Genomic DNA, 25,818 nt, shown 5'->3' with positions numbered 1-25,818 from the left:
AGAGTGTTGTTTAAAAGGTATACCATAAATGTTTATTTAATGTGAATAATACAACGGTTCATTTACGTTTTAAAAATTGTGTGGGTGTGCAATTGTGCCATCGTAAAAAAGCGCGATTAAACGAGCTCTGATCTTTAAAGCCTAACAGGTTAGCGAGTTCGCTAAGCGGGAGCATGCCAATTAACGTGTGGGAGCGGTTTTTTCTTTCTTGCTCGAGTAATTGCGCAAAAGTTACATGTTGCTTTTTTAAATGCCGCTGTAGCGTGCGTGGTGTTACGTTTAAAGCGCTTGCCACACTAATAAGCTGACAGTTTTGCAAGCTTGGTTTGGCAATAAGCAACTGCTTAACTTTTTCTGTAAGGCACCGCTGGCTTTTAAATTGCGATAGCTGCTGTTGTGAAAGCTGCTTAAATGTAGCATTTACAATGGCGTTGTCGGTTTTAAAGGCAAGCCTTAAAAAACTGCTCGGAAAATTTATTTGGTTGTGTGCTGCGCCGCTTATAACGGGGCACTTAAACCACGCCTCTAACTGTTGTGTGTGCCTTTTAGGCCAATTATGTATAAAGCTGATACTGCTTGGGCAAAGCGATGCGTTTATTAACTGGCGAATAACGCTTACCCAGGCCGTCATGTTTCGTAATACAACATGCTCATTACAATGCGGATGAGCATGCCAGCGCACCGCAGCTTTGTCTGCAGTTTGCAAAAACTGCGCTTTACCAATATCTGCCACTAAGCTGTCATAATTTAACAGTGCCTCTATAGCACTACTTAGGGTATCGCTCGATTCTATTAAATAGCCCAATATACCGTAATCTGCGGGGCGAATGTGCATACCTAAAGTAAAACCAAACAGCGCATCGTTTAGCGCTTTTTGACCATACACAAGCAGCGCATTGTAACTTTGTAAACTAATTCGGGGTGCAAATTGCTTTGTATGCTGGTGACTATATTCAGTGAACCCGATTGCTTCAAGCGCTGTATTAGAATCAATATCTTGGGTTTGCAAGTAATCTAAAATACTCGAAAAGTAATGATCAGCCAGTGTGTGCATTTGTCGTCTAAAGCTAAAAAATGGTCGTGTATGAGCAAGCTTGCCATGTTCAATTTTTATATGCTAGTTACATGAGTAATTATCTTCGCTGTAAGCAATGATCTTTATATCAATAAAACAAACGCTTAATGCAGAACCTTTGCAAATAATAACCACCTTGTTGGATCATCAGCAGTTAGATCGTTTTTTTAATGCCAAGTTTGAGCTAATACAAACACAAAATAGTGGTGAGCTAAAAGGCGGTAAAGGCGCCATTAGGCAAGTGAAAATGGCAAATGCTACGTTTAATGAGCGCATAGTCATGGCTAATCCAGGGCATATTTGCTATCAAATAATCGGTGATAAGCCTGTGGCACACCATCAAGGTGATATTTATTTAGTTGCTAATGCAGGCGCTAAAAGCAGCACTACCGAGCTTACTTATTGTATACGCTGTAAAGCGCCGTGGTGGCTGCCAAATGCTTTGCTAAAACACCTAATTAGTAAAGATATAATCCAGGCATTAATTAAACTGCAGCATTACTTTATGGCAAGCAAAGTATGAACTCAGAAATTATTTTACTTGCTCTAAGCCCACTATTTCTGGTGTTTGTATGCGTTGAGTTTGTGAAATTTAAACGTTACTACGATATAAAAGACAGCCTAGCAAATACCATATTAGCGCTTCTTCATCAAGGTGCAGACGCGCTTGCCCTATTATTGCTAATGCCATTTTTTTATTGGCTGTATGAATACCGCTTCTTTGATATAAACTTAAGCGCTGTGAGTATTGCTTTTGCATTTTTGCTACAAGATTTTTTGTACTATTGGTTTCATCGTGCATCGCACCATATTCATTGGTTGTGGGCGGCCCATGTGGTGCACCACAGCTCCACTAAAATGAATTTCACTACGGCATTTAGGCAAAGCATAATGTACCCAGTAGCCGGCATGTGGGTATTTTGGCTGCCTATGATACTGCTTGGCTTTGACCCTTTAACCGTATTTAGCGTAGTGGCCCTTAATTTGGCGTATCAATTTTTTGTGCATACACAAATAGTCGGTAAATTAGGCTGGTTTGAATGTGTATTTAATACGCCGTCGCACCACCGGGTTCATCATGCAATAAATCAAGACTACCTCGATAAAAACTTTGCCGGCGTCCTTATTATTTGGGATAAGCTGTTTGGCACCTTTGTAGAGGAGGATAAAAATCAGCCCTGCAAATATGGCATAGTAGGGCAGTTAAATAGTAATAATCCAATCACGATTACTTTTCATCAATGGCGGTACTTAATTAGGCTAACTTACGTAACTAAAGGACTAAAAGCTAAGTTAAAAGTTTTGTTTGGTTACCCAACTAGCGCGCAAAATAAGAATGATAATAGCGTGAAATATAAAAGTTAAGAGCGGTTATCCACTCTTAACTTTTTGTCTAAGGAAAGAAATTATTGTGCAGTAGTAATAACCGTATCAATTAAATGGACTACGCCATTACTTGTGTATATATCGGTGGTTATTACATTGCTTCCTGCAACTTGTAATGAAGTTGCCGGTAAACTCACCTGCCACCAAGTATTGCCAACACTTTGGCCGTTTTCATCACCAGGGGCAGTATCACCAGAGTAGGTATACAGTGGACGGCCTAGGTACGCTACCTGCATAGTGCTATCTGAGCGAGCAATAAGTGATAAACCTGGGATGTTTTCGATGGAATCAGCGTTGCCAAGCACTGGTGGCCACGTTGTTGCACAGGTATCTTCGCATACACTCATCGACTCGCCTAAGTCGTTGTCGAAAACGTAAACTGTTTTACCCGGTGTGGTATCTGCCATGCCTGTTACTAAACGCGCATTGTCGGCATCGTATGCAACACTGTCTGTTTCAGTGTTTGTGGTGTTAGTAAAATCGACAATATTCACACTTAGCATATTTTCGGCAAGGGTGGTGACCATTTTACCATTCGCTGCAAATGCATTCGTACTGCCTACTTGAGCGCCTAATACGTGTTGAGTTAAAACTGCTGTTAATGCGTTTTTATCTGCTAGTAGCGCGTTTAATGTGTCGGTTGGAATTTTATTAAAAGCGGCATTTGTCGGTGCAAATACAGTGAATGTTTTGGTTGTGTCGTTGAAGGTATCAACCAAGTCAGCCGCTTGTAATGCGGTAACTAATGTTGAAAGAGCGTCGGTTTCAGTGGCAACGGTGGCAATTGTTTTTGTAGGTGTGCCTACTTCAGTTGGCGGCATAATTACCTTGTTGAGCACATGAATTACACCATTATCAGCTGTTACATTAGCTGTGGTCACTGCCGAGTCGTTGATGAATAATGCGCTATCTACATATGAAAGGGCTGCCATATCGCCATTTGCCATTTCAACTTTGTTGTCTTCGCTGTTTGCTATAGTTACTGCAGCGTCAGACAAAACACTTGCATCAGCTATGACATGGTAGAGTAAAATATTGCGAAGGGTATCAGTGTCTGCAAGTAACGCATCAATGGTGTCTTGCCCAAGCGCTGCAAAAGCGTCATCGGTAGGAGCAAATACCGTAAAAGTATTGGTAGGATCTGCAATTAACGTATCTAAACCAGTTGCACCTAATGCAGCAAGTAATGTGTCAAAATTACCATTGTCGCTGGCAACGTCGGCAATAGTGCCAAAGCTTTCAGGCAGTGTTACATCAGCTACAATGACCGAGTCTATTACATGAATCACTCCGTTGGTGGTTGCTATATCCTTAACCACAATATTGGCACCACCAAACATAAGCATATCTGTTTCGGTGTTAATGGTAATGGGTAATGAGTTTCCTAATAACGTTTCTGCTGACTGACCATTGAGTGACATAGCGGTTACCGAATCTACCGCCCCTGATAAAACGTGCTGTTTTAACACATCTGCTAACACATCTGGGTTTGCTAAAAGTGTGTTTACCATTTTGCTACCAATAGCTTCAAATGCTGCATCGGTGGGGGCAAAAACAGTAAACTCGCTAGACTCATCGCTCAATGCTGATGTTAAGTTTGCTGCATCTAATGCCGCAAGTAAAGTCGTAAAATCACCCGCTTGGCTGGCTGTTTCTATAATATTTGCCGTTGGAGCTGCCTCTGGAGATTTAATAGGCATCAATACCGCATCGATTACATGAATGATGCCATTGTCTGTTTCAATGTCTGTCGTGGTTACTGTACTCGTGTTTATTAGTAAATTGTCACCATTTAAAGATAGCGCAACTTTTCCGCCGTTCACTGTATCTACAGTTGTCCCTGATAGGCCAATTGCGGTTTCAGCGTCAACGGCTCCCGAAATCACATGGTAGGTTAGGATTGAGCTTAATGTATCAGTGTCTGCTAGTAGGTTGTTTATTGTTTCATCACCGAGGAGTGCAAAGGCATCATCTGTTGGGGCAAAAACAGTAAATTCTTGATTCGTATCAGAAAGCGTTTCATCTAAGCCGGTCGCTTCTAAGGCTGCAACTAATGTTGCAAAATTGCCATCTCCTTTAGCAACATCAACGATGGTCGAGGATGTTTGTGGTTCAACTTGCGCCTGTGTATTGTCATCGTCATCATTGCTACACCCTTGAAGTAGTATCAAGGGGAACGTAATAAAACATACCTTTAATAGCTTATTCATAACCTGGTCCTTTTGTGTGATGTTTATTTAACATTTAGATAGAGCACGGGCTATTTTTTATAAGGGATCAAAGGTGGGTGGCTGTTTTTTGAACGAGTGAGGTTTTTTAATATTGAGATGAATTAATAATTATTTTTTACTTCTTGGCGCGCCCAATAAAATACACATATGGCAAATACATACAGATAAAAATGCACTGACTCCTAACGCACCGCCATAGCCATCGAGTTTTGGTACTAAGTATTCAAATAAAAACGAAAACAAAATAGATGAGCTGGCCACGGTATAAATACCAAACCTATGAGGGGCGCTCATACCTATAAACGTGCCTCCAAAAAATATAATTGAGTATAAATCAGGGTTTATGTTTAAAGCGCTTAATAGTAAATAAGCAATGATAGAAAGTGACGCTGAGGCGCGTATGCCGTCAAAGCGATTATGCTTAGCTAAATAAAATGTTAAAAATGCCCCCAATAGAGCTATGAACGGGTATTGTAAATTCATAAAACCATTCCCTTAGCCAATATAAAAATAGCCACACTTGCAAAGGCTACACTGCCAAGCTTACCGCCAAAACCTGTAAACATATTCAGGGTAAGTGTATATAAGCTGGCGCCAATAATAGAAATAATGGCTATTTCCCAATAACTTGTGATTAATGACTTGGAGCACATACCGGCAAAGCTGCCAGCATAAATTGCAGCATACGGGTGATTTTTATAACTCGCAGGAAAAGGAATAAATGTGCCTATAAGACCTGTTAATGCCGCAGAAATAACCAAGGGCAATGCAAACGTAGTGTGCATGGCAAAGCAGGCGACAAAGCCTAAAAAAAAGGTGATGAACTTTAAAAATAAGAATTTAATCATAGCGCGCGTATTTTAAAGTAACCCTTTTAACTTTAATAGGACTATCAAAGCATAAATGAAGAGTTTTCAGGTGGATTAACTATGCTTAAACATTGTTGTTAATGTTTTATAAATTATTTTTTATGTATAATGAAGGTTATTAATACACAAAAATATAAGATTAAAGGTAATTTATGTCTAACTGTTTGCATTTGGCTATACCCGCTGGCGATTTAAAAGTAGCTAAAACGTTTTACTGTGATGTGCTTGGCTGCAAAACAGGCAATAGCGAAGAAGGCCGCTGGGTAGACATAGACTTTTGGGGTAACGAGCTTACATTACACCAAAGCGAAGAGCGTTTACCTACTGTGCGTCACGATGTAGATATGGGAGCGGTGGCAGTCCCTCATTTTGGTATTCATTTATCTGAAAGCGAATTTAACGATTTAAAACAGCGAATAGAAGAGGCTGGCCTTGAATATTTAGACAAGCCGTATCGTCGTTTTGTTGATGATGAGTTTGAACAAGAAACCTTTTTTATTGAAGACCCAAACGGCAATGTGCTTGAAATGAAAACCATGGTAAACCCAGAGGTTTTATTTAAAAAAGCGTAAGCAATATTTATTAAACAGTAGGCCACTTCTATAGTGGCCTTTTTTGTACCTATAGGTGAAAAAAATTAAACTGTATGAGTGATATTTATTCACTCTACAGCCAGAGATTTAAAACGTAGACTAATCAGTAAACCTCATACTTTATGGTTGTTTATGTTGCTTTTAAAACTGACGATTGCGCCATTACTCTTATTATTAATTCATTATGCTCAAAAACGCTTTGGCAGTTTTGTGAGCGGAATTATTCCGGGTTTACCTATTACGTCAGGCCCTATTTCGTATTTTATTGCGCTTGAGCAAGGGAAGTTATTCGCGAGCAATTCGGCTGTGGCATCGCTGTATGGTATGAGTGGTATTGGCTTATTTTGTTTTTGTTATGCTGCCATGCTTGCAAAATATGGGGTGGTTAAAGCGCTGTTTGCTGCATTAACATTATGGTGCGCTTTTAGTGCATTTACCTTGTTGTTACCTATTAATATTGCACTAGCATGTGTTATTTCACTTAGCGTTTTAGCTGTTTTGGCGCTGGCATCTAGCAAGTTACAATTTGCACCCGACGCCAAACCTTTTACCGCTGCTTGGGAGTTACCGGTAAAAATACTCATGGTGAGTAGTTTTATTGTGTTGGTTACGTTTTTATCGGCAAATATAGGTGCTATGTGGAGTGGGTTGCTTTCAACTTTTCCAGTAATTTTGGCGGTTATGGGCAGTATTGCGCATGCTAGTGAGAAAAAGTACTCAGCGTATAAAGTACTTAACGGTGGCATTATTGGCTCGTTAGGTGGTTGCGTATTTTTTGTTGTAATTGCTTTTGCAGTTAAGTTTGATATAGCTATTTGGCAGGTATATGCAGTTGCGGCAGCCTGTTCAACTTTATTTACCATTATTACAAGTCACTATGTAAACCGTAAACAGTTTGCTCAACCGGTTACGGTTTAATAGTAATAAGTAGCATCACTTAAATTTAGCCATCTACTAATGTGAGTGGTTTTACTTTACGTTGTAACTTTTCATGGTACATGGCAGTGTCGCCAGCTTTTAAAATTTCATCAATCGAGTGGGGCGGATCACTAAATACGGTAGTACCCATACTGGCTTTAATGGCTATAGGGTTGTTGTTATGATTGATAGTCAGCCTATTTAAGACGGTTTTTATATGATGAGTTTTTGGATTTACCTGCGCTTTTGTATAAAAATGAGCAAGCACTACAAATTCATCGCCACCTAGGCGCCCAACAGCATCACTGCTGCGTACATTATCTTTTAAGCTGCTGGCTACTTTGCATAAAGCGTCATCTCCTGCGGCATGGCCATAAGTGTCGTTTATTTGTTTAAAATCATCTAAATCGATATACATCAAGCACAATACACCGCCTTTTTTAGCGTGCATACCTATAAGTTGCGATGATTTTTTAGCCCACCCCCTGCGATTTAAAATACCACACAAATGGTCAAAGTCGGCTTCTGTCTCGGCGCGTTTTTGTGCTATTCGCATTCGGCTAATACGCCTTGATACGGCAACGGCTAATAAAATGACTCAATCGCAAAGGCTAATACAAACCCATAGCGCTGCATAAATGGGCTGTGATCGATAAGCAAAACTCTAAAAATCATACTTACTAATACAAAACTAAGTGCTACAAATACAAGTGTTGCTTCGTGTACACCTTTACGAGCCTGCATTGCAGCTAAAGTAAAAATAACAGCCACAATAAACAACGAAGAATACGCCATTACATGCCCTGCTATTGTCCAAACTAATAAGTGATTCACGAGCATTTTTAGTACTGCGCATAGCATGACAATGCATGCGAGTATTTTGAGTAAATTAGTTGCTAAAGGCCAGCGTTTAGCTGTTTCTAATAGCGTGAGCATAAACCATGTAGCACTCAGAACGGTTAAACCAATACTTAGTAGGTATAAGTTAAAAATAACGCCAGATACATGCTGTGGTATAAATAAATATAGTTGTCCTTCCTGAAGTAAAATAAAGCTACCAATGCAAAAAATATAAATACTGTAGAGCTTAAAAACACTTTGGTTGAGCCTGGAGCCCATAATTAATACGTAAAAAATTAGCGTAATACACAGTCCATAAAACGATCCCATAATCAGCGAGTGCTGTTGTGCTTTTTCAAAATAAGTATGGGTTGCCTGCCATTTAAACCGTGGTGTGTAGTTAAGTTTTGACTCTAAAGTGATTGTGGCTATATATGAGCCAGGTTCCATCATGTAGGCTAGCTGCCCTGATCTTAATGGTGTTTTTATTGTATTATTTTGCTGCAAACTAAAGCTATCAAGGCCTGGGCGTAAAAAACTGAGTACGCCACCATTTTTAACAAAACAGTTTACTTGGAATTGATTAACTCCGCGTTTAGCTTTAAGCGTAGAAGTGGAATTTATTTTAAGTAGTTCGACAGGGGTCGATGTGTTTAAGTGCTTTATTTTACATATATCGTCAGCATGAGAATCAAAAGTAGAAAATAGTGTAAATAAAGCAATGAGAATATAAAAAAGGCGTCCTTTGCTATTTAAAGGATGAAACATCATTCTAATACTTTTACAGCTCATATGCGGATCCAATTTTTACTACTTTTTTTATACTAGCAGAGGCAAACTATTTAGCTATTAGATTAGAGCGTAATAGCTGTTAAAACTAAGCTCTAAAAACGACATCTTTATATTTAAGTGCATTTTGTCTAACCCTCCTTAACGTTGCCATTTTATTAAAAACACAGTGTTTATAATTAACCAACAATATTGATATTAATGTTTTTAAATGATGATAGTAAACTGTGTTCATCGGGTAGCAAAACTAACACCTTAAAAATTTACACAGGATAAAACACATGAAACTTTTACAAAAAATATTAAATTCAAATGCAGGCGCAGCAGCACTTATTTTACGTGTACCAGTTGGCTTAATTTTAGCTGCGCACGGCGCGCAAAAATTATTTGCATGGTTTGGTGGTTATGGCCTTGAAGGCACAGGGCAGTGGATGGCAAGCATTGGCCTAGAGCCGGGGTATTGGTTAGCAATGATGGCAGGCAGTGCTGAGTTTTTTGGTGGTATTGCATTAGCACTGGGCTTACTAACGCGTCCTGCGGCTGTGGTCAGCGCGTTTACAATGCTAGTTGCGATCTTTAGTGTACACATTAACAATGGTTTGTTTATGAGTAATAACGGTTATGAATACGCACTTACTTTGTTAGTTGCAACGGCTGCAATGGCTGTACAAGGTGCAGGTAGCTTATCGGTTGATAACGCAATTGCTAAAAAGTTAGCGAATAAATCGCTGCCTTAGTAGTAATAAATAACAATTCAGTGTTAAAAAAATAGCGGCTAATTTAGCCGCTATTTTTGTTAGAGTTAAGTGCTATGTTATTTAGCCAAAAAAGTTAAAGAGTAGTTGTACTGTGTTTGCTCAAGTAAATATTCTTTATGGGTACTTGGGCTCCACGAATCATCGCCGCCCACCCCCATATGTTGATGATCAATATGAATATGTAAGCAATCACCTACTATCAACTCATTGGTGTGCTTTGCTTGCGTTAGCATGCTTTGAGAATATTCACTGGCGGCAAATAAAAACGCACCGGTTACGGTTAAGTTATTAACGCTAAGGAATTGGCAGTCACTACGGACGCCGTTATCGGTAGGGAAGATATACGGTGTATGTAGCTCATTATGTTGCGCGCTGTAATACCCAAAACGTGCAGCCGCTTTGCGGTCTGGGTAGTTTTCAAATGGCCCTAAACCAAGCCAATTTACGTGTGTATCGCTTTGTTTATTTAGCGTTGTGCTTAACCCTATGCGTGGCATGGGTGGCAAAGTGTCGTTTAGCTGTACATCAACATTTAAGGTAATCTCACCTGAATTATTAATGGTATATAGCCATGTTGTTTTTGCCTGGACTGCGTTATTAAATTCATAACTAAATACACAGGTAATACGTATATCTTTGTTTGACTGGACAACTTCAAATGAGCGACACGTACGCTGCCACTGGCCAATACCGGCTCTTATCCAGCGTGCTTCCCACGCGTTAGGGTCTAGATTGTCTACTTCGCTTACACCTATATCGTTATCGAGTGGGGCACGGTAAAAGTTATCAACTAATGGGCTTTTAATAACTTGGGTTTGATTGTGTAGCCACTGTTCAATAAGGCCTGATTGACTATTAAACACAAGTTTAAAGGTATCGCCTTTAATACTTAGCGTTGCATCTGTTTCGCTAATAGTAAGTGAGCCGTTTTTTGAGTTGTTTAACAAAGCGGGCTTAAATGCATCAAGGCTTAAACTTTGGTTATTAATAAGCTTAAATTGCTCGGAGTTTAATACATGCTCGGCACTAGCAAAACTGCAGTCGTTAATCAGTGCTACATCTAAATTAAGATGATATTGCGCACCAGCTTTAAACAGCGTTTTTGTATTAATAGTTAGCGTTTGCGTACTTTGCGGAGCAATGTTAATAACTTGCTCGCCTTGCTCTACACATTGGCCATTTTCTATTAACTGCCAAATTAGCTTTTCGTTATCGGTTGCTCTAAATACATAATCGCTAAATACATCAAGAGTGTATTGGTGTGGTGCTTGCTCGCGCAGCGTAAATTGTAAATGTTGTTGGCTGTATTTAGCTTCAAACAGGCTAGGGTGTGGTGTGCGATCAGGGAATAATAAGCCGTTTATACAAAATTGACGATCGTTTAGCTCATCACCAAAGTCGCCACCGTAAGCCCAGTAATGTTTACCGTTTTCGTCTGTTTTAGATAAGCCTTGATCTACCCAATCCCAAATAAAGCCACCTTGTAAGCGTGGGTACTCTCTAAATGCTTGCCAGTAATCGTCAAAGCTACCTAGGCTGTTACCCATTGCATGGGCGTACTCACATAAAATAAGCGGACGCGTTTCACCCGGTAGGCTCAGCCACTTTTTAATAGAGTATTTAGGCACGGCGTCATCGGCAACATGGGTATCTACACGGGCATACATAGGGCAGATAATATCGGTTGCGGTGGTATTTGCGCCGCCACCTTCGTATTGCACTGGGCGCGACGGGTCAAAGTTTTTTGACCAACCATACATAGCATCGTGGTTGGCACCGTGCCCGCACTCATTACCTAATGACCAAATAATAATTGAGGCGTGGTTTTTATCGCGCTCAACCATTTGTGTATAACGCGACATAAATGCGCCAGCCCACTGTGGATCGCTGGCTAAACGCCCCATAGGGAACATGCCATGGGTCTCTATATTCGCTTCGTCCACTACGTATAAACCTAGCTCGTCACACAGCTCGTAAAAGCGCGGGTGATTAGGGTAGTGAGCGGTACGTACAGCATTAAAGTTATTTTGCTTCATCAGCTTAATATCTTCAATCATGTCGGCGGTGCTTACAGTGTGACCGTTTTCGGGGTGGTGCTCATGGCGGTTAACCCCGCGAATTAATAGCGGTTTGCCATTTAAACAAAGCTGGCCGTTAATTATTTCTACTTTTCTAAAGCCAATGTTATAGGCTTCTGCATCTACTGTGTTGCCTTGATCATCAAGCAAACTTACAACACAGCGGTATAAATAAGGGGTTTCAGCGGTCCACTTTTTTGGGTTTTGTATATCAATTGTTTGAAATACAACATCGCTCCAGCCACCTTTTTCATCAACGCGCTTATTATTTGTGGATTGAATGTGAGGCTCACACAATGCGTGATCACCATCAAAAAGTTGTATCGCTACTTGATAGTTAGCGGGTGCGTCTATCGCGGTTTTTACATGCAAAGTGGCATCGCGGTAGCAGGCGTCTAAATCGGGGGTTATAAATACATCGCGTATTTGGTGTTGTGGTTTGGTAAGTAAATTAACATCGCGGAATATACCGCTTAGCCACCACATGTCTTGATCTTCTAAGTAGCTGCCATCGCTCCAGCGAATAACCATAACCGCAATGCGATTGGTGCCCGCAACTAACAGCGCGCTTAAATCAAATTCGCTTGGTAAGCGGCTATCTTGTGAGTAGCCCACCCATTGACCGTTACACCAAAGGTGAAATGCCGAGTTTACACCTTCAAAAATAATATGGTTTCGCTGCGCTAATTGATCTTCCGTAATAGTAAACTCAGTGCGGTAGCAACCTGTTGGGTTATCGCTTGGTACAAATGGCGGGTTTACGGCAAACGGGTATTTAACGTTACAATAAATAGGTTTATCAAAGCCATTTAATTGCCAGTTAGAAGGCACTGGAATACTTTGCCAATCATTACTTAGGGTTTCACTGAGTAATGATTCATCAACCGCTTCGGGCTTATCAAATAATTTAAAATCCCATTGGCCGTTTAAACTTTGTTTTTGTGATTGTGTGTTGGTACGGGCATGGTCAACGCTTTTAAAACCATTGAGTGGGCTGTGCGCTTTTACTTGATTAACTTGCACCGAAATAGGGTTTTCCCAATCGCGGCGGTTAATTATGTGCTGTAGTGAGTTCATTAGTATCCCATTGCATGTGTGGCAATTATAGTGGCTTAAATATAGCTAAAATAATGCGTTGAGGTTATGCTTAAAGCTCTCTTTTATTTATCCAAAACTATCATTTTAAATTATGCGTAACACCATTGTAGATGTACTCGATATTGGCCCAGAGTGTACAGAGCGGTTTATTGATCTAAGTACACTCTCGCAAATGCCAAATCTCGAAATAGAGTTGGCAGGTTGCTCTAATCTAATGGGTGAGTATTGTGTTGCACGTACTAATCCGCTTGAGCACACGCTTTTTTATACTTTGGGTGGTCAAGGCACGCTAAAAACCACTAATAACCAATATACATTGGTTGAAAATAGCTTAGCTATATTGCCTGCACGGCAAAGTTTTGAGGTAAAAATTGCAACCGATAAATGGGATGTAATTTGGCTAAACCTTGCAAATACTAAACGCTGGCAACATTTAAATTTAGCACACGCTAAGGTATTAACTAATCAGCAGTTAGGGCCATTACATTTAGCTATGGAGCTTTTATACAGCGAGGCAAACGCTACTTTGCGTGAAGGCGTAATGCCTATTTTAAGCCACTACTTAAACACTACGCTGCAAAGTGAGCCGCAAATAGGCGGGCAAAATAGATTAACCAGCTTATTTTTAGAGGTAGAAGAGCGCCTGCAATTTGATTGGACAATAGAGGCTATGTGCGAACAAGTTCATTACTCAGCAGCGCATTTACACAGATTATGCCAGGCACAATTTGGTAAAAGCCCTATGCAGCAGCTTATTTATTTACGTATTAAGCGGGCTAAAAATTTGCTTTTAAATACCCGCTGGCCAGTTGCCCATATTGCCGCTTACGTGGGGTATCCTAATATATTTAATTTTTCTAAACGGTTTAAAAAATCAGTGGGCGTTTCACCCACTGAATTTAGAAAAATAAACCCCTAAAAAATAGCTTGATACAAAAAACCTGCACCAATTGCCATGCTAATAATGACAAACAAGAAGGCCGCTATCATTTGGTTTTTGAAAATAGATTTTAGTAAAATAACTTCTGTTAAGCTTGCGCCTGCACTGCCAATAATTAATGCCATTACCGAACCAAGCGCCATGCCTTTTTTAACTAATGCCGCACTTAGCGGAATAACAGCTTCGGCTCTAATATAAAGTGGAATACCAATAATGGCTGCAATAGGTATGGCGTACCACATACCGTTGCCCGCGTATTTAGCAATCAGCTCGGTAGGGATAAAGCCATAAATAAATGAGCCTATTGCGACCCCCAACATCAAGTACGGAAACACTTGTTTAAAGTCTTTAAATGTTGCGTGCCACACTTTTACCCAACGATTAGGTTGTGCAGTTTTTGGCTCGCTACAGCTACCGGTTGCACAGTTTACCTCTGCTTTTTTAGGTTCACTACAGCTTGGCTCTGCACAGCTGCTTGAAGGGGAAAAACTGTAAGCTTCTGGCTTTACGTACTTTTCAAAACTAAGTTTTTCAAGTGTGTAGCCTGCTACAACCGACACCACCATAGCCACTAAAAAGTAAAATAAAGCAACCTGCCAGCCGAAGGTAATAACAAATAGCCCAATGATCACAGGGTTAAGCAATGGACTGCCAAATAAAAACACCATCATAGGACCAAACCCTGCTTTTGCTCTTAACAACCCTTTTAAAAACGGGATGGTAGAGCACGAACAAAATGGTGTTATAGCACCCATTAAAGCAGCAACAACGTAACCTTTACCATTTTTTGAACTCAAAATAGATTGAATTTTCTCAGGTGTTATAAACAACTGCAAAATACCTACTAAGTAACTAATAACAATAAATAAAATTGTTAACTCGGTGGCTAAAAAGGCAAACATGCCTAACGCCTCTTTTGCCATAACTAGCATTTCATTACTCATAACGCACTCCAAAGTACACAAGGTATAACTTACGTTAAGTAAGTTATATTTCGAATTTTATGGAAGTATATTGATGAGCAATAATATCGTCAATACTTTATTTCTAGATATATGGAAGTGATTTTTATACCCTTGTTTTTAAATATTTTATTTTTTAGCTTTTAAGGTTACTTGCTAATAAAGCTGTATTTAAAGATTCAAATTGTTATTATTTCTAATAATTTAGAAATTACGAGGTTGTAATGGAAATTATCGACGTTGCAAAGGCACTCAAAGAATTAGGCCATCCAACACGTTTAACTATATACAAGCGTGTAGTTAAAGCAGGGCACACCGGAATTAGTGTTGGCAATATACAAGAGGAGCTCAATATGGCGGGCTCTACACTTTCGCACCATATATCGGGCTTAGTTAACGCTGGGCTAATTAGTCAAAGGCGCGAAGGGCGCACGCTTTATTGCGTGGCTATGTACCAGCGCTTAGACGATGTAATTGGTTTTTTACAAAATGAATGTTGTGTAGACGAAGGCCAGTAAACTTTTATCAACGGTTTTGCGCGTTGTTTATTGACCTCAAGACGCGTGCGGGTTTAATATGCCGCTGTTCCTACTTTGTAAAATAGGAACCTACTTCAAATTTAATTAGGTAATGGATGCGCTCAAACTACTTTTTAGTCGTGATACTTTTGGTGCTTGTACACAGCTTTATTAGCTGTGATGCTGCTGCGTATCATTTACAAGAAGAAGTTGATCATGCCTCGCATATTCACGCTCATAGCGATACCAATGACGACGACGCACAATCACCTAGTGAAATTCATGCCCATCAGCATTGCCACTGTGGTTATTACAGTTCGCTAAATCACCCTATAAGCCCTGAGCAAAGCCAAGCAGCTCAGCCAGCTTGCTATAGCGGTTTAAATTATCCGCCAGATGTTCCGCCACCCAATTTTTATAGCTAGTTTTTAATTTTAAACACGTTGTAAATAACTGCCTGCGCTTGTGCGCTATTGGGCTAGTTAAGTACATATTTAGGTTGCTTAATTGCGCTTGTTTTTAAAATAGGCATAGTGATTAAGCCAACTCTGTTTGTTAAAACGGACATGCTATATGAACAAAAAACCACTTATGCTGGTGGCGCTACTGTGTGCATTACCAACACTAAGCGCTCTGGCAAAAAGCGAGCCGCAAAACGTATTAACGCTAAAGCAAGCGCTTAAAAATACCGAGCAGCAAAACATACAACTTAAGCGCTACCCGTATCATCAAAAAATTTTATCGGCGCTGAAAAACCAAGCCATGCTTTCACCTAACCCTGAGTTGAGTTTTGAAGCTGAAAATTTTTTAGGAACTCATCGCTCCCATGCGTTTTCGGGGGCGCAATATACCCTGGCTTTAAGCCAATTAATTGAGTTGGGCGGTAAACGTGAAAACCGTATTAATTACGCGACTGAAAATATAAAAGCGCAAACAATTGAGTATAAAAATACCCGGTTAGCACTTTTAGCAACCACCGCTGAGCGTTATTACCAAGTACTTAAATTTCAGGCGTTAATTGCATTAAATAGCGAGCGTAAAAACACGGTTAAGCAGGCACTTAATGCAATTGAAAAACGCGCTAAAGCGGGGGCGGTCTCAAGTGCCGATGTAACCCGCATGCGCTATGCATTAAGCCAAGTAGAGCTAGATACAGCTATGTTAGAAAGCGAGTTTAAACGTTCCCGCTTAGCGCTTAATGAGCTTTGGCAAGAGGTACAAGTGAGTGATTACTATGCTGGCGATTTGTCGCAGTTAGCCGCTATTAAAAGTGAAGCTGAGTTGCTCGATGCGGTAAATACAGCGCCTGAATTTGCACTGTTACAACAGCAATATATTCAGCAAACCGCTAACTTATCGCTGCAACGCTCAAATGGTCAGAGTGATTTAACCCTAGGTGGAGGTGTGCGATATAACCAGCAAACAGATTCTAGCTCGTTTGTATTTTCGTTTTCTATGCCACTGCAATTAAGTAATGCTAATGGCGGTAATATTGAGGCAGCGCAGCATCAACTTACGTTACTTAACGAGCAGCAAGGGCAGCTACGTATACAGTTGCGCCAACAAATACGCACGCTCTATGCGTATTACCAGGGTAAAACTTTACAGGCTCAGCTGTTATCTCAGCAAGTTATTCCACAAGCGCAAACACTTATACAGCAAAGTTTAAAAAGCTATCAGCAGGGGCAAATATCAGTATTACAATTGCTCGACGCACAGCAGGCTTTATTTGATTCCAAACGCGCACTTATCAACACCCATAGCGAGCTTTACCAAGTATTACTGACGCTTGAACGCTTAACAGGTCAATCTTTAATTGAGACACATTAATTATGAATAAAATATTTTTCGCGTTAGTAACAGCGCAGCTACTTACATTGCCTTTATTTAGCAGCACAGCAATGGCGTCAGCTAATCATCATTCGGGTGGTCACGAAGAAGGGCATGAAGACGAACATCAAGAAAAAGGCCCGCACGGCGGCTTTTTATTAAAAAATAACCAGCTTAATTTAGAGCTTAAGTTAACCCCTTTTGCTAATAACACTGAGCTGAGGATATATGCCTTTGAAAACGAAAAAGCTATTGATATCAGCCAGCTCGATGTCACCATACATGTGCAGCGCTTAGGTGAAAAGCCAGAGCTTATAAACTTTGTAGCTGAGGGCAACTATTTAGTTAGTACCGCCAGTGTAAACGAACCGCATTCTTTTAAGCTTGATATAATGGCACGCTATAAAGGACAAAAAATTAACTACCACCACGAACAAGAAGAAGGGCGCACAACACTAAGCGAAGCAGCAATTGAACGCGCTGGTATTAAAACTGATATTGCAAAATCGGGCAGTATTGAGCTGACCGATACGCTATTTGGTGTGATTGCGCCCACTGCCGACGGCACTGTAGAAGTTATGGCCCCTTACACAGGTTTAGTGAATGATATTTTTGTAAGCATTGGTCAACACGTTAAAAAGGGCGAAAAGCTTGCAAGCATTACCAATCGCGAAACGCTGCAAAACTACACCATAAAAAGCCCAATAACAGGTGTTATTAGTGAGCAATATTTAAAGCGCGGCGAGCTTGCAACTAGCGCTTTATTGCAAATAGTCAACCTTGAAACCGTATGGGTTGAGCTGTCGGCCTTCCCTGAAAACATAGAAAAACTGGCTGTAGGGCAAAACGCCACAGTGTACGACTTACACCACCATTTAAGCGCTCAAGGTGAAGTGTTTTACATAGCGCCCATGATGACTGGCGGTCATATTGCGCGTGCGCGTATTGAGCTTAAAAACCCTGATGGCCATTGGCGCCCCGGTATGCATGTTAATAGTGATATTAGCACGGCTAACTTACACGCTGCAGTGCGAGTAAAAGCTACTGCTATACAAGAGTTTAACGGTGCTCCAAGTGTGTTTATTAAAAGCGGCAATATGTTTGAAGTACGCCCTGTAAAACTAGGTGCTAAAAACAGCGAGTGGGTAGAGGTGCTTGAGGGGCTTTCCCCAAACAGTGAATACGTAACTGAGAACAGTTATGTAATTAAGGCCGATATATTAAAAAGCGGCGCAAGTCACTCGCACTAGGAGAGAGCATGATTAACTCGATAGTTACGTTTGCGGTTAAACGCCGCTGGATGGTGCTTGCGCTTACGTTTTTATTTGCAGGTTTTGGCGTATACAACACACAAAACTTAGCCGTAGATGCAGTACCCGATATAACTAATGTGCAAGTGCAAATAAACACTAAAGCAGCAGGGTTTACCCCGCTTGAAGCCGAGCAGCGCATTACGTATTTGATTGAAACCGCGATGGCGGGTATTCCAAAGCTTGATTACACCCGTTCAATTTCGCGTTATGGGCTTTCTCAAGTAACCGTTATTTTTAACGAAGGTACTGATATTTACTGGGCTCGCCAGCAAATATCAGAGCGCATTCAAAGTATTCGTTCTGACTTGCCAGCCAATATTGAACCAAACTTAGGGCCAATTGCCAGCGGGCTTGGTGAGATTTTTACTTACTCTGTACATGCCAAAAAAGGCGCGTTAAAAGAGGACGGCACGCCCTTTAACGCAGAAGACTTACGGACCCTGCAAGACTGGGTGATTCGCCCGCAGCTTTTAAAGGTGAAAGGCGTTACCGAGATCAATAGCCAAGGGGGCTTTGAGCGTCAATACCAAGTAGCGCCCATATCTGAAAAATTACTCGCCTATAAACTCACGCTCAGCGATGTGATTACTGCACTTAAATTAAACAACAGTAACCAAGGTGCAGGCTTTATTGAGCGTTTTGATGGCCAGTACTTAGTGCGCTCGCCAGGGCAATTAAAAACTATTAATGATATAGCCAATACTGTGGTTGCTAAGCGTGATGATGCACCTGTACGCATAAAAGATGTAGCCAATGTTCGCTTTGGTAAAGAGCTTAGAACAGGGGCTGCAACTTATAATGGCGAAGAAACGGTTTTGGGTACCGCTATGATGCTCATTGGTGAAAACAGCCGCATAGTGGCAAAAGCGATGGCTGATAAACTCAAAGACGTACAGCTGAGTTTACCTGTAGGTGTTGTTGTTGAGCCTGTTTACGATAGAACCTCGCTTGTTGATAAAACCATCGAAACTGTAAAAACCAACCTGTTCGAAGGGGCTGTACTGGTTATTGTTATTTTATTGCTGCTACTTGGCAATGTAACGGGTGCATTAATTACCGCCATGGTGATTCCACTTAGTATGTTATTTGCCATTACCGGTATGGTAAGTAATAGGGTATCAGGTAATTTAATGAGCTTAGGTGCAATCGATTTTGGTTTAATTGTTGATGGCGCAGTGATCGTGGTTGAAAACTGTTTAAGGCAACTGGGGCTGGCTCAGCATAAACAAGGTCGCTTGCTTACATTAAACGAGCGCTTAAATGTGGTAACCGCTGCCACTAAAGAAGTATTTAGCCCCGCGGTATTTGGTATTTTAATTATTATGCTGGTGTATTTACCGCTGTTTGCATTAAGTGGTGTAGAGGGCAAAATGTTTCAGCCTATGGCATTTACTGTTGTTGCTGCATTAGTAGGTGCACTTATTTTTGCCGTTACCTTTGTACCTGCGGCAATAGCTGTATTTGTTCGTGGCAAAATAAATGAGAGCGAAAATACCGTTATGCGCGGTATCAAAAAAAGCTACAAGCCATTACTTGGTTTATCGCTTAAATTACCATGGGTTATGGTTAGTATTGCGGCGGTGCTTGTAATTATACTTGGCTTTAAAGTTAAAAATATGGGCGCTGAGTTTTTACCACAGCTTGATGAGGGCGATATAGCCATGCATGCGCTGCGTATAACCGGCACGGGTATTGAACAATCGGTAAAAATGCAAAAAGAGCTTGAGCAAGCCATTTTAGCTAAGCCTGAGGTGGCCAATGTATTTTCAAAAATTGGTACGCCTGATGTCGCAAACGATCCTATGCCACCTAACGTTGCCGATACATTCTTAATGTTAAAGCCGCGGGAGCAATGGCCTAATCCCGCTTTACCTAAAGAAGAGTTGGTTAAACAAATTCGTCATTTAGTAAACGAAGTGCCTGGTAATAACTATGAGTTTACCCAACCAATAGAAATGCGCTTCAACGAGCTAATAGCTGGTGTACGCGCCGATGTGGCTGTGCGTATTTATGGCGATGATTTATCAACATTAAAACAATATGGTGAAAGAGCCACAGCCTTGGTACAAAACCTCACCGGTGCGACAGATGTGCGCCTTGAGCAAATGGAAGGCTTACCAACGCTTTCGGTAACGCCGCTTCGCGATCACATGGCGCTTTTAGGCTTAACCGTAACCGATATACAGCAAAGTGTTAGCGCTGCGGTAGGTGGTGTGCAAACCGGACTGATTTATGAAGGCGATAAGCGCTTTTCGTTATTAGTACGTTTAGATGAGCGTTGGTCAAACGATGTAACACAGCTTGCGCGTTTGCCTGTAGCGGTACCAAAAAGTGTCAACCCCGACCTTGCGTTTGTACCGCTTGGTGAAGTGGCAAGTATTAGTATTGATAAAGGGCCCAATCAAATAAACCGTGAAAGTGGTAAGCGTAATGTTGTAGTCACTGCAAACGTAGAAGGACGTGATTTAGCAAGTTTTGTAAGTGATGCGCAAACGGCTTTAAATTCAGACCTTAATTTACCTAGTGGATATTGGATTGAGTACGGCGGCACGTTTGAGCAACTAGAATCGGCAAGTAAGCGGTTATCGCTGGTGGTGCCGGTTACTTTGTTACTTATATTTGGACTGCTTTATAGCGCGTTTAATTCACTGCGTGATTCGTTAATTATATTTAGCGGTGTGCCACTTGCGCTTAGTGGTGGCGTGCTTGCGTTACTTTTACGGGATATGCCGCTGTCAATATCAGCAGGTGTGGGGTTTATCGCGCTAAGTGGTGTAGCAGTTTTAAATGGCGTGGTTATGCTGTCGTTTATTAAACAATTAAGAGCCGATGGCCTTGGTTTAATAGACGCGATACAAACCGGTGCGCTTTCGCGCCTGCGCCCAGTACTAATGACGGCTTTAGTGGCAAGTTTAGGGTTTATTCCTATGGCGCTCAATACCGGCACTGGCGCTGAGCTACAAAGGCCTTTGGCTACGGTTGTGGTTGGTGGGATAATTTCATCAACTCTGCTGACGCTAGTAATATTACCTGCACTTTATAAATTAGTGCATGCAAAGTTTAACAAGCCACTTAGTTAATTGATTGTTTAATATATAACGTAAAAAGCAGCTGACATTAAAGCTGCTTTTTTATTGTTAAGTAAACTTAGCAGGTTAATTATATTGAAAAAGATTGTCCCAGCGCTCATCCAAAACGGTTTTTGCTTGCGCTAAACTGATTGCGTTATACACCTCATTACTGCAAGTGACTAAATGCATATGTTCCAACTTTTCAAGGGCATCGCTAATTTCAAAGTCGAGTTCGCATTTATACTTTGTTTTAAACCACGCCTCTATTTGCTCATCAAGTATTTGTACGCTTAGGCCGTTTTTAGATTTTAGTAAAAACGTATAGGCAAGTAGGGCTTCTTTTATATCTTCTTCTTCGGCGGCGTCTATAAGGGTATGAAAAACACCGGCGTTATTATCGAGGTTTTTAAAGTAAAGATTATCGCTGAGCGCTTTCATAAATTTAATTTTACGGTTTTTAAACTTACTCCACTCTTTAAAAATAAAGCTGCCAAATACTCCCATACCAATTGCAAAGGTAATAAAGTGTTGCTGGGTCATTTCTACGGCTTCGCTTCTAAAGCCGCCCCAAAAAGCCAAAAGCGCAATTAATAACAAAATAGATGCGCCAAGCTTTGTTACTAAAACCACGGCACCGCCAATTAAAGCTGATGAGCCAATGATCACTTTATCAATTGGGCGCATACGCACTTCGCTATTAGGGAATAGCATCTCAAGATCGGCTTTGGGTACATTTTGAAACAGTTTAACTATGGTCGAACTTGGCTCAAATCCTAAAGGCGTTTTGTTTTTAGCCTCAAAGTAGGCTTTATCTTTAAAACGAATAAACACCGCAACACGGTCGTAATTAGTAAAGTGCAGCTTTTTTTTGCGAAGCCCCCAAAAGCTAGTTAGGGTTTCAGTGAGTTGTGACTCGCCACGGCGATAAAAAACCACTTCTTCAAAGTCGTCAAACTCCATCTCAAGACGAACTTTAAATAGTGACTCTTCGTTTAATGCATCTTGTAAATCTTGATTGGTTATTACTTCAAAATTTGCGGCGTTTAACACCTTAGCAAAGTCTTTTGCAAACTCGCGTTGGCACTGCGCTTTTTGATCTTTCGATACGGGTGCTAAAGAGCGTGTATCACTATTAGGATCAAAGGGTGCGTAGTTATTTTTAAGTGACTCAAGAGTTGCGTGATAATCGTAATGGATAAGACTTGCTAATAAATCACAAAATTGTTTAAACGACGTTTGCTCTGAGCCGTTGGCCAACTCATCACTACACATATCAACAATATCTTGTTTTCGAAAGGGAATAAAACGCGCACTTTGCATTTGCTTGACTAATTCACAGGAGTAACTACTTTTATCAATATTAAATTATTACTAACAAAATTGCTAACTTAGAGATTTCATCATAAATAAACCAATTTTTTTGAATCCAATTCACAACCGAGATCGTTATGTATATGTAACGATTACAATTTTATAGTTGTTTAGTTTGATTTATTTGCTATGTTATTAATAATAAATTATTGGTTTTGGTTTTGGTTTATACCAAGGTCAATAATAAGTATTGTTTTTTGTTGATTTTTTGTTGCAAAAAATAGATCGTATAGCTATCTAGCCCCTTTCTAGGGGCATCTCGCATTTATACTCATTAATTATTTAGGATATTCACTTTGGAAAATATAAGTAAAGCTGTTGTTATTGTCGAACTACTAAGTGATGTTTGGGTTGTTATGGATAATGGCGATTGGGTCAAGGTAGACTCTATACCAGAACAGCTTGCCGACTTACCTGTACTAAACAGTAGCGATGTTACCCTTGAAGGGGATGAGCTAGTTTTTTCTGAAGCGAGTGAGCAGATTACTGTACCTCAGGATATTATTACACAAATTGCATCCGATTTAAGTCAAAACAGTACTTTTGACCCTTTGAGCAATACTAACAGTGTTACCTCTTTATCATCAACCGATGCAAATGATACTCAAGCAGTTTTTCAGCTTATAGCCCGCCAGGGTCAAGAGCTTGTACCTGAGTCTGGTTACGAAACCACACCTGTTGCAGATGGCCAGGAAGAAGATCCGGATTTTCTTGAGTTTACCCCTGATCCTATTTTCACCGTAGGTCAGCTTGGTGGTGACGGTATCTTTATCAATAAATACGATGCGGTGGCTTTGGAGTTTTCGGGCACCGTCGAAAATGTACCTGATGGGTCGTTGGTGCAAATAATTTTAAGCGATTCAGACGGTAATGAAATTATAGTCACTACTGAAGTTCAAGATGGCATATGGTCTGTTACTAATATTGACATAACTGCATTAAACGATGGTGAAGTGACTGCAACAGTATCGCTTGTTGGTGGTAACGAAGATGACGCAGCCAGTGAAACTAAAGTAAAAGATACTCAAGCAGATATTTTTATTGATTTTGAAGATGGCTTAAATACAAATCAACCTATCGATTTTGAAGGTGAAGTAGTTGATGTTCAAGATGGGCAGCTGGTAACAGTAACCATTTTTGATGCGCAAGGTAACCCCGTTGCAACGTATGAGGCTACAGTAACAAATGGTCAGTGGAGCGTTGGCCCTGAACCTTTTGCTGATTTACCTGATGGAAATTACATTATACAAGTCAGTACTATTGATATTGCAGGTAATGATACTCAAACGCAAAAGTCGTTCTCTAAAGATACAACTGCAACAATCACAATTGAAGTAAATGAAACCGAAGACGGCGTAATTAATAACTCAGAAAACATAGTGCGGGTAAGCGGAACAGTTGAAGGTATTGAAGGCGGTCAGACAGTTTTAGTTACCCTAACAGATGTTGATGGTAATGAAGTGACCGTTGAGGCTGTTGTTGAAAATAGCCAGTACCAACTAGAAGTTGATATTTCTTCGTTAAGTGATGGGGAGATCACCGCAACAGCGCAAGCACAAGACTTATTAGGTAATGAAAGTACCGCTTCCCAAGTAATTTCACATGATAAAACCGCACAGCTCACCGTCGAAATAGACTCAACACAAGATGGTGTTATAAACAGTGAAGAACAAAATAATGTGACGGTTCGAGGTGTAGTAACCGGTATTGAAGATGGGCAAACAGTTACTGTTGTATTGAGTGACGGTGTTAACCCTCCAATTACATTAACGGCAATTGTTGTTAATGGAAGTTATGAAATAACCGGCGTTGATATTTCATCGTTAAATGATGGCACTATTAGCGCAAATGCAACTGCTCAAGATATTTCAGGAAACCCAGCAAGCGCTAGTGATGAAGCCCAATATGACAGCTCAGTTGCTACAACCTTAGTAACACAAGATATTGACGGGGTTATTAATAGCGCCGAGCAAAGTAATGTACAGCTTAGTGGTTCGGTTACAGATATTGAACCAGGCCAATTAGTTACCGTTACTTTTACGGATAGTAATAATCAGCAAGTAGTTGTAGCTACAGAGGTTGATGCTGATGGCAATTGGCAAATTAGCAGCGATATTGAATCGTTAGCAGATGGCGAAATTTCAGCGCAAATAAGCATTTTTGATGCAGCTGGGAACGAGGCCACTCAAGAGGTTACTTTTTCAAAAGACACACAAAGCACGTTAACTCTTAATATCGATAAAACCGAAGATGGCATTATAAATGGCAGTTCTGAAAATACCGACATTTCGCTCAGTGGCTTAGTAAATGATGTAGAAGATGGCCAAGAAGTTACCATCGTATTTACAGACTCTGTAGGCAATGAAGTGGTTGTTACCGCAATTGTTGAAAATGGTAGTTATGCGCTCTCAGGTGTGGATATTTCAGCACTTAATGATGGTGATATTTCGGTAGTAGCAAGTGTGTTAGATACGCCAGGCAATACCGCAATAGCAGAAGATAGTTTTGAATTAGATAATAGCGCAATAATCACCGCGTCAATAGATAAAACAGATGATGGAGTCATTAACGGTCAAGACGATGATCTTCGAGATAATGTAAATTCAGCAGAAAATGCAGGTGTGGTTGTACGCGGTACTGTAGAAGATGTGGAAGATGGCCAAATAGTTACTGTTACATTGAGCGATGGCATCAATCCTCCTGTAATTACTCAAGCTGTAGTTCAAAATGGGCAATATGTTACTGAACCAATAGACGCAACTGGCCTAAATGATGGCACGATGATCGCTACTGCAGAGGTTACTGATGCAGCCGGTAATCCAATTAGTGCACAAGATAATGTTGAAATAGACACAACGGCTGCAATAACAACGAGTATTGATAAAACGGCTGATTCGGTTATTAATGGCAGTAACGAAAACCAAGAAGTTGTAGTGCGTGGTACAGTAACTGGTATTGAAGATGGCCAGGTTGTAACAATTAGCCTAAGAGACGGTATAAATCCAGACGTAGTAGTTCAAGCAATTGTTGAAAATGGTGAATATGTTACTGCGCCTATTGATGCAAGCTCTTTAAACGATGGTGATATAGTTGCCAACGCTGAGGTGTCTGATCTCGCAGGTAATGAAGCAACAGCAAGAGACACTGTTGAAATAGATAAGTCAGCAGAAATCACAAC

Annotated in this window: 21 protein-coding genes; 12 read left to right on the top strand and 9 right to left on the bottom strand. The window is 40.6% G+C overall.

Annotation, left to right across the window (positions count from 1 at the left end; all coding sequences use genetic code 11):
* Positions 1 to 58: 58 nt before the first annotated feature.
* On the bottom strand, positions 59 to 1,054 hold the full coding sequence (locus AABI99_RS03930) for an AraC family transcriptional regulator ligand-binding domain-containing protein (protein ID WP_338363537.1): 996 nt from the start codon (positions 1,052 to 1,054) through the stop codon (positions 59 to 61).
* A 97-nt stretch (positions 1,055 to 1,151) separates the two neighbouring features.
* Here AABI99_RS03930 and AABI99_RS03925 point away from each other — a divergent pair, with 97 nt between their 5' ends.
* Both AABI99_RS03925 and AABI99_RS03920 read left to right on the top strand, forming a co-directional pair.
* Positions 1,152 to 1,598, top strand: a complete 447-nt coding sequence (locus tag AABI99_RS03925) for an SRPBCC family protein (RefSeq protein ID WP_338363535.1) — start codon at positions 1,152 to 1,154, stop codon at positions 1,596 to 1,598.
* Positions 1,595 to 2,440: a sterol desaturase family protein gene (locus tag AABI99_RS03920; protein WP_338363534.1), complete on the top strand. Its 846-nt coding sequence runs from the start codon at positions 1,595 to 1,597 to the stop codon at positions 2,438 to 2,440. Before AABI99_RS03925 ends, AABI99_RS03920 begins: the two co-directional genes overlap by 4 nt.
* Positions 2,441 to 2,481: 41 nt before the next feature.
* On the opposite strand, the gene AABI99_RS03915 is transcribed toward AABI99_RS03920, so the two are convergent.
* From AABI99_RS03915 to AABI99_RS03905, 3 genes are all read right to left on the bottom strand, one after another.
* Positions 2,482 to 4,671 carry a fasciclin domain-containing protein gene (locus AABI99_RS03915; RefSeq protein ID WP_338363532.1) on the bottom strand — a complete coding sequence of 730 codons (2,190 nt, stop codon included), beginning with the start codon at positions 4,669 to 4,671 and terminating at the stop codon, positions 2,482 to 2,484.
* 129 nt (positions 4,672 to 4,800) lie between these two features.
* Positions 4,801 to 5,175, bottom strand: coding sequence for a hypothetical protein (locus tag AABI99_RS03910; protein WP_338363530.1), 375 nt, complete (start codon positions 5,173 to 5,175; stop codon positions 4,801 to 4,803).
* Entirely contained in the window at positions 5,172 to 5,477 is a 306-nt protein-coding gene (locus AABI99_RS03905; RefSeq protein ID WP_338363616.1) for a hypothetical protein, read from the bottom strand. The genes AABI99_RS03910 and AABI99_RS03905 overlap by 4 nt, the downstream gene beginning before the upstream one ends.
* 236 nt (positions 5,478 to 5,713) lie before the next feature.
* On the opposite strand from AABI99_RS03905, the gene AABI99_RS03900 reads away from it, so the two are divergent.
* Both AABI99_RS03900 and AABI99_RS03895 read left to right on the top strand, forming a co-directional pair.
* The gene (locus tag AABI99_RS03900; protein ID WP_338363528.1) at positions 5,714 to 6,133 is read left to right on the top strand and encodes a VOC family protein; all 420 of its coding nucleotides are present in this window, start codon (positions 5,714 to 5,716) and stop codon (positions 6,131 to 6,133) included.
* Between the two features lie 153 nt (positions 6,134 to 6,286).
* A complete protein-coding gene (locus AABI99_RS03895) occupies positions 6,287 to 7,072 on the top strand; it encodes a hypothetical protein (RefSeq protein WP_338363526.1) in 786 nt (261 codons plus the stop codon).
* Between the two features lie 25 nt (positions 7,073 to 7,097).
* On the opposite strand, the gene AABI99_RS03890 is transcribed toward AABI99_RS03895, so the two are convergent.
* Complete coding sequence (locus tag AABI99_RS03890; RefSeq protein WP_338363524.1) at positions 7,098 to 7,628, bottom strand: GGDEF domain-containing protein; 531 nt, start codon at positions 7,626 to 7,628, stop codon at positions 7,098 to 7,100.
* A gap of 29 nt (positions 7,629 to 7,657) precedes the next feature.
* On the bottom strand, positions 7,658 to 8,704 hold the full coding sequence (locus AABI99_RS03885; RefSeq protein WP_338363522.1) for a 7TM-DISM domain-containing protein: 1,047 nt from the start codon (positions 8,702 to 8,704) through the stop codon (positions 7,658 to 7,660).
* A gap of 278 nt (positions 8,705 to 8,982) precedes the next feature.
* Here AABI99_RS03885 and AABI99_RS03880 point away from each other — a divergent pair, with 278 nt between their 5' ends.
* A complete protein-coding gene (locus AABI99_RS03880; RefSeq protein WP_338363520.1) occupies positions 8,983 to 9,438 on the top strand; it encodes a DoxX family protein in 456 nt (151 codons plus the stop codon).
* 77 nt (positions 9,439 to 9,515) lie between these two features.
* Here the strand turns inward: AABI99_RS03880 and AABI99_RS03875 are convergent, their stop codons facing one another.
* Positions 9,516 to 12,614, bottom strand: coding sequence for a beta-galactosidase (locus AABI99_RS03875; protein WP_338363518.1), 3,099 nt, complete (start codon positions 12,612 to 12,614; stop codon positions 9,516 to 9,518).
* 112 nt (positions 12,615 to 12,726) lie between these two features.
* On the opposite strand from AABI99_RS03875, the gene AABI99_RS03870 reads away from it, so the two are divergent.
* Positions 12,727 to 13,554, top strand: a complete 828-nt coding sequence (locus AABI99_RS03870) for a helix-turn-helix transcriptional regulator (protein ID WP_338363516.1) — start codon at positions 12,727 to 12,729, stop codon at positions 13,552 to 13,554.
* Here AABI99_RS03870 and AABI99_RS03865 read toward each other — a convergent pair.
* Positions 13,551 to 14,519, bottom strand: a complete 969-nt coding sequence (locus AABI99_RS03865) for a permease (protein ID WP_338363514.1) — start codon at positions 14,517 to 14,519, stop codon at positions 13,551 to 13,553. The two genes, AABI99_RS03870 and AABI99_RS03865, sit on opposite strands and share 4 nt — an antisense overlap.
* A gap of 242 nt (positions 14,520 to 14,761) precedes the next feature.
* Between AABI99_RS03865 and AABI99_RS03860 the strand changes: the two genes are divergently transcribed.
* The 5 genes from AABI99_RS03860 (at position 14,762) to AABI99_RS03840 (ending at position 21,278) form a co-directional block, all read left to right on the top strand.
* Positions 14,762 to 15,055 carry a metalloregulator ArsR/SmtB family transcription factor gene (locus AABI99_RS03860; protein WP_338363513.1) on the top strand — a complete coding sequence of 98 codons (294 nt, stop codon included), beginning with the start codon at positions 14,762 to 14,764 and terminating at the stop codon, positions 15,053 to 15,055.
* A gap of 116 nt (positions 15,056 to 15,171) precedes the next feature.
* On the top strand, positions 15,172 to 15,480 hold the full coding sequence (locus tag AABI99_RS03855) for a hypothetical protein (RefSeq protein ID WP_338363511.1): 309 nt from the start codon (positions 15,172 to 15,174) through the stop codon (positions 15,478 to 15,480).
* A 148-nt stretch (positions 15,481 to 15,628) separates the two neighbouring features.
* A complete protein-coding gene (locus tag AABI99_RS03850) occupies positions 15,629 to 16,885 on the top strand; it encodes a TolC family protein (RefSeq protein WP_338363509.1) in 1,257 nt (418 codons plus the stop codon).
* Between the two features lie 2 nt (positions 16,886 to 16,887).
* Positions 16,888 to 18,135 (top strand): efflux RND transporter periplasmic adaptor subunit, encoded by a 1,248-nt coding sequence (locus AABI99_RS03845; RefSeq protein ID WP_338363507.1) that lies wholly within the window; start codon positions 16,888 to 16,890, stop codon positions 18,133 to 18,135.
* Positions 18,136 to 18,143: 8 nt separating this feature from the next.
* Entirely contained in the window at positions 18,144 to 21,278 is a 3,135-nt protein-coding gene (locus AABI99_RS03840; RefSeq protein ID WP_338363505.1) for a CusA/CzcA family heavy metal efflux RND transporter, read from the top strand.
* 75 nt (positions 21,279 to 21,353) lie between these two features.
* On the opposite strand, the gene AABI99_RS03835 is transcribed toward AABI99_RS03840, so the two are convergent.
* On the bottom strand, positions 21,354 to 22,589 hold the full coding sequence (locus AABI99_RS03835; RefSeq protein ID WP_338363503.1) for a TMEM143 family protein: 1,236 nt from the start codon (positions 22,587 to 22,589) through the stop codon (positions 21,354 to 21,356).
* A 347-nt stretch (positions 22,590 to 22,936) separates the two neighbouring features.
* On the opposite strand from AABI99_RS03835, the gene AABI99_RS03830 reads away from it, so the two are divergent.
* On the top strand, positions 22,937 to 25,818 hold a 2,882-nt coding region (locus tag AABI99_RS03830), incomplete at its 3' end, for an Ig-like domain-containing protein (protein ID WP_338363500.1).

The organism is uncultured Pseudoalteromonas sp., from assembly GCF_963922945.1.
Taxonomy (GTDB): Bacteria; Pseudomonadota; Gammaproteobacteria; order Enterobacterales; family Alteromonadaceae; genus Pseudoalteromonas.
Note: the sequence above shows the minus strand (reverse complement) of the source record. Positions and strands in the feature narration are given on the sequence as shown.

Excerpts from the sequence above, each read along its gene's own strand:
- AABI99_RS03905 (WP_338363616.1), bottom strand. The coding sequence starts at position 5,477 with ATGCACACTACGTTTGCATTGCCCTTGGTTATTTCTGCGGCATTAACA.
- AABI99_RS03870 (WP_338363516.1), top strand. The coding sequence starts at position 12,727 with ATGCGTAACACCATTGTAGATGTACTCGATATTGGCCCAGAGTGTACA.
- AABI99_RS03865 (WP_338363514.1), bottom strand. The coding sequence starts at position 14,519 with ATGAGTAATGAAATGCTAGTTATGGCAAAAGAGGCGTTAGGCATGTTT.
- AABI99_RS03925 (WP_338363535.1), top strand. The coding sequence starts at position 1,152 with ATGATCTTTATATCAATAAAACAAACGCTTAATGCAGAACCTTTGCAA.
- AABI99_RS03895 (WP_338363526.1), top strand. The coding sequence starts at position 6,287 with ATGTTGCTTTTAAAACTGACGATTGCGCCATTACTCTTATTATTAATT.
- AABI99_RS03910 (WP_338363530.1), bottom strand. The coding sequence starts at position 5,175 with ATGAATTTACAATACCCGTTCATAGCTCTATTGGGGGCATTTTTAACA.
- AABI99_RS03900 (WP_338363528.1), top strand. The coding sequence starts at position 5,714 with ATGTCTAACTGTTTGCATTTGGCTATACCCGCTGGCGATTTAAAAGTA.
- AABI99_RS03875 (WP_338363518.1), bottom strand. The coding sequence starts at position 12,614 with ATGAACTCACTACAGCACATAATTAACCGCCGCGATTGGGAAAACCCT.
- AABI99_RS03915 (WP_338363532.1), bottom strand. The coding sequence starts at position 4,671 with ATGAATAAGCTATTAAAGGTATGTTTTATTACGTTCCCCTTGATACTA.
- AABI99_RS03860 (WP_338363513.1), top strand. The coding sequence starts at position 14,762 with ATGGAAATTATCGACGTTGCAAAGGCACTCAAAGAATTAGGCCATCCA.
- AABI99_RS03880 (WP_338363520.1), top strand. The coding sequence starts at position 8,983 with ATGAAACTTTTACAAAAAATATTAAATTCAAATGCAGGCGCAGCAGCA.
- AABI99_RS03930 (WP_338363537.1), bottom strand. The coding sequence starts at position 1,054 with ATGCACACACTGGCTGATCATTACTTTTCGAGTATTTTAGATTACTTG.
- AABI99_RS03855 (WP_338363511.1), top strand. The coding sequence starts at position 15,172 with ATGCGCTCAAACTACTTTTTAGTCGTGATACTTTTGGTGCTTGTACAC.
- AABI99_RS03835 (WP_338363503.1), bottom strand. The coding sequence starts at position 22,589 with ATGCAAAGTGCGCGTTTTATTCCCTTTCGAAAACAAGATATTGTTGAT.
- AABI99_RS03840 (WP_338363505.1), top strand. The coding sequence starts at position 18,144 with ATGATTAACTCGATAGTTACGTTTGCGGTTAAACGCCGCTGGATGGTG.
- AABI99_RS03845 (WP_338363507.1), top strand. The coding sequence starts at position 16,888 with ATGAATAAAATATTTTTCGCGTTAGTAACAGCGCAGCTACTTACATTG.
- AABI99_RS03920 (WP_338363534.1), top strand. The coding sequence starts at position 1,595 with ATGAACTCAGAAATTATTTTACTTGCTCTAAGCCCACTATTTCTGGTG.
- AABI99_RS03885 (WP_338363522.1), bottom strand. The coding sequence starts at position 8,704 with ATGAGCTGTAAAAGTATTAGAATGATGTTTCATCCTTTAAATAGCAAA.
- AABI99_RS03890 (WP_338363524.1), bottom strand. The coding sequence starts at position 7,628 with ATGCGAATAGCACAAAAACGCGCCGAGACAGAAGCCGACTTTGACCAT.
- AABI99_RS03850 (WP_338363509.1), top strand. The coding sequence starts at position 15,629 with ATGAACAAAAAACCACTTATGCTGGTGGCGCTACTGTGTGCATTACCA.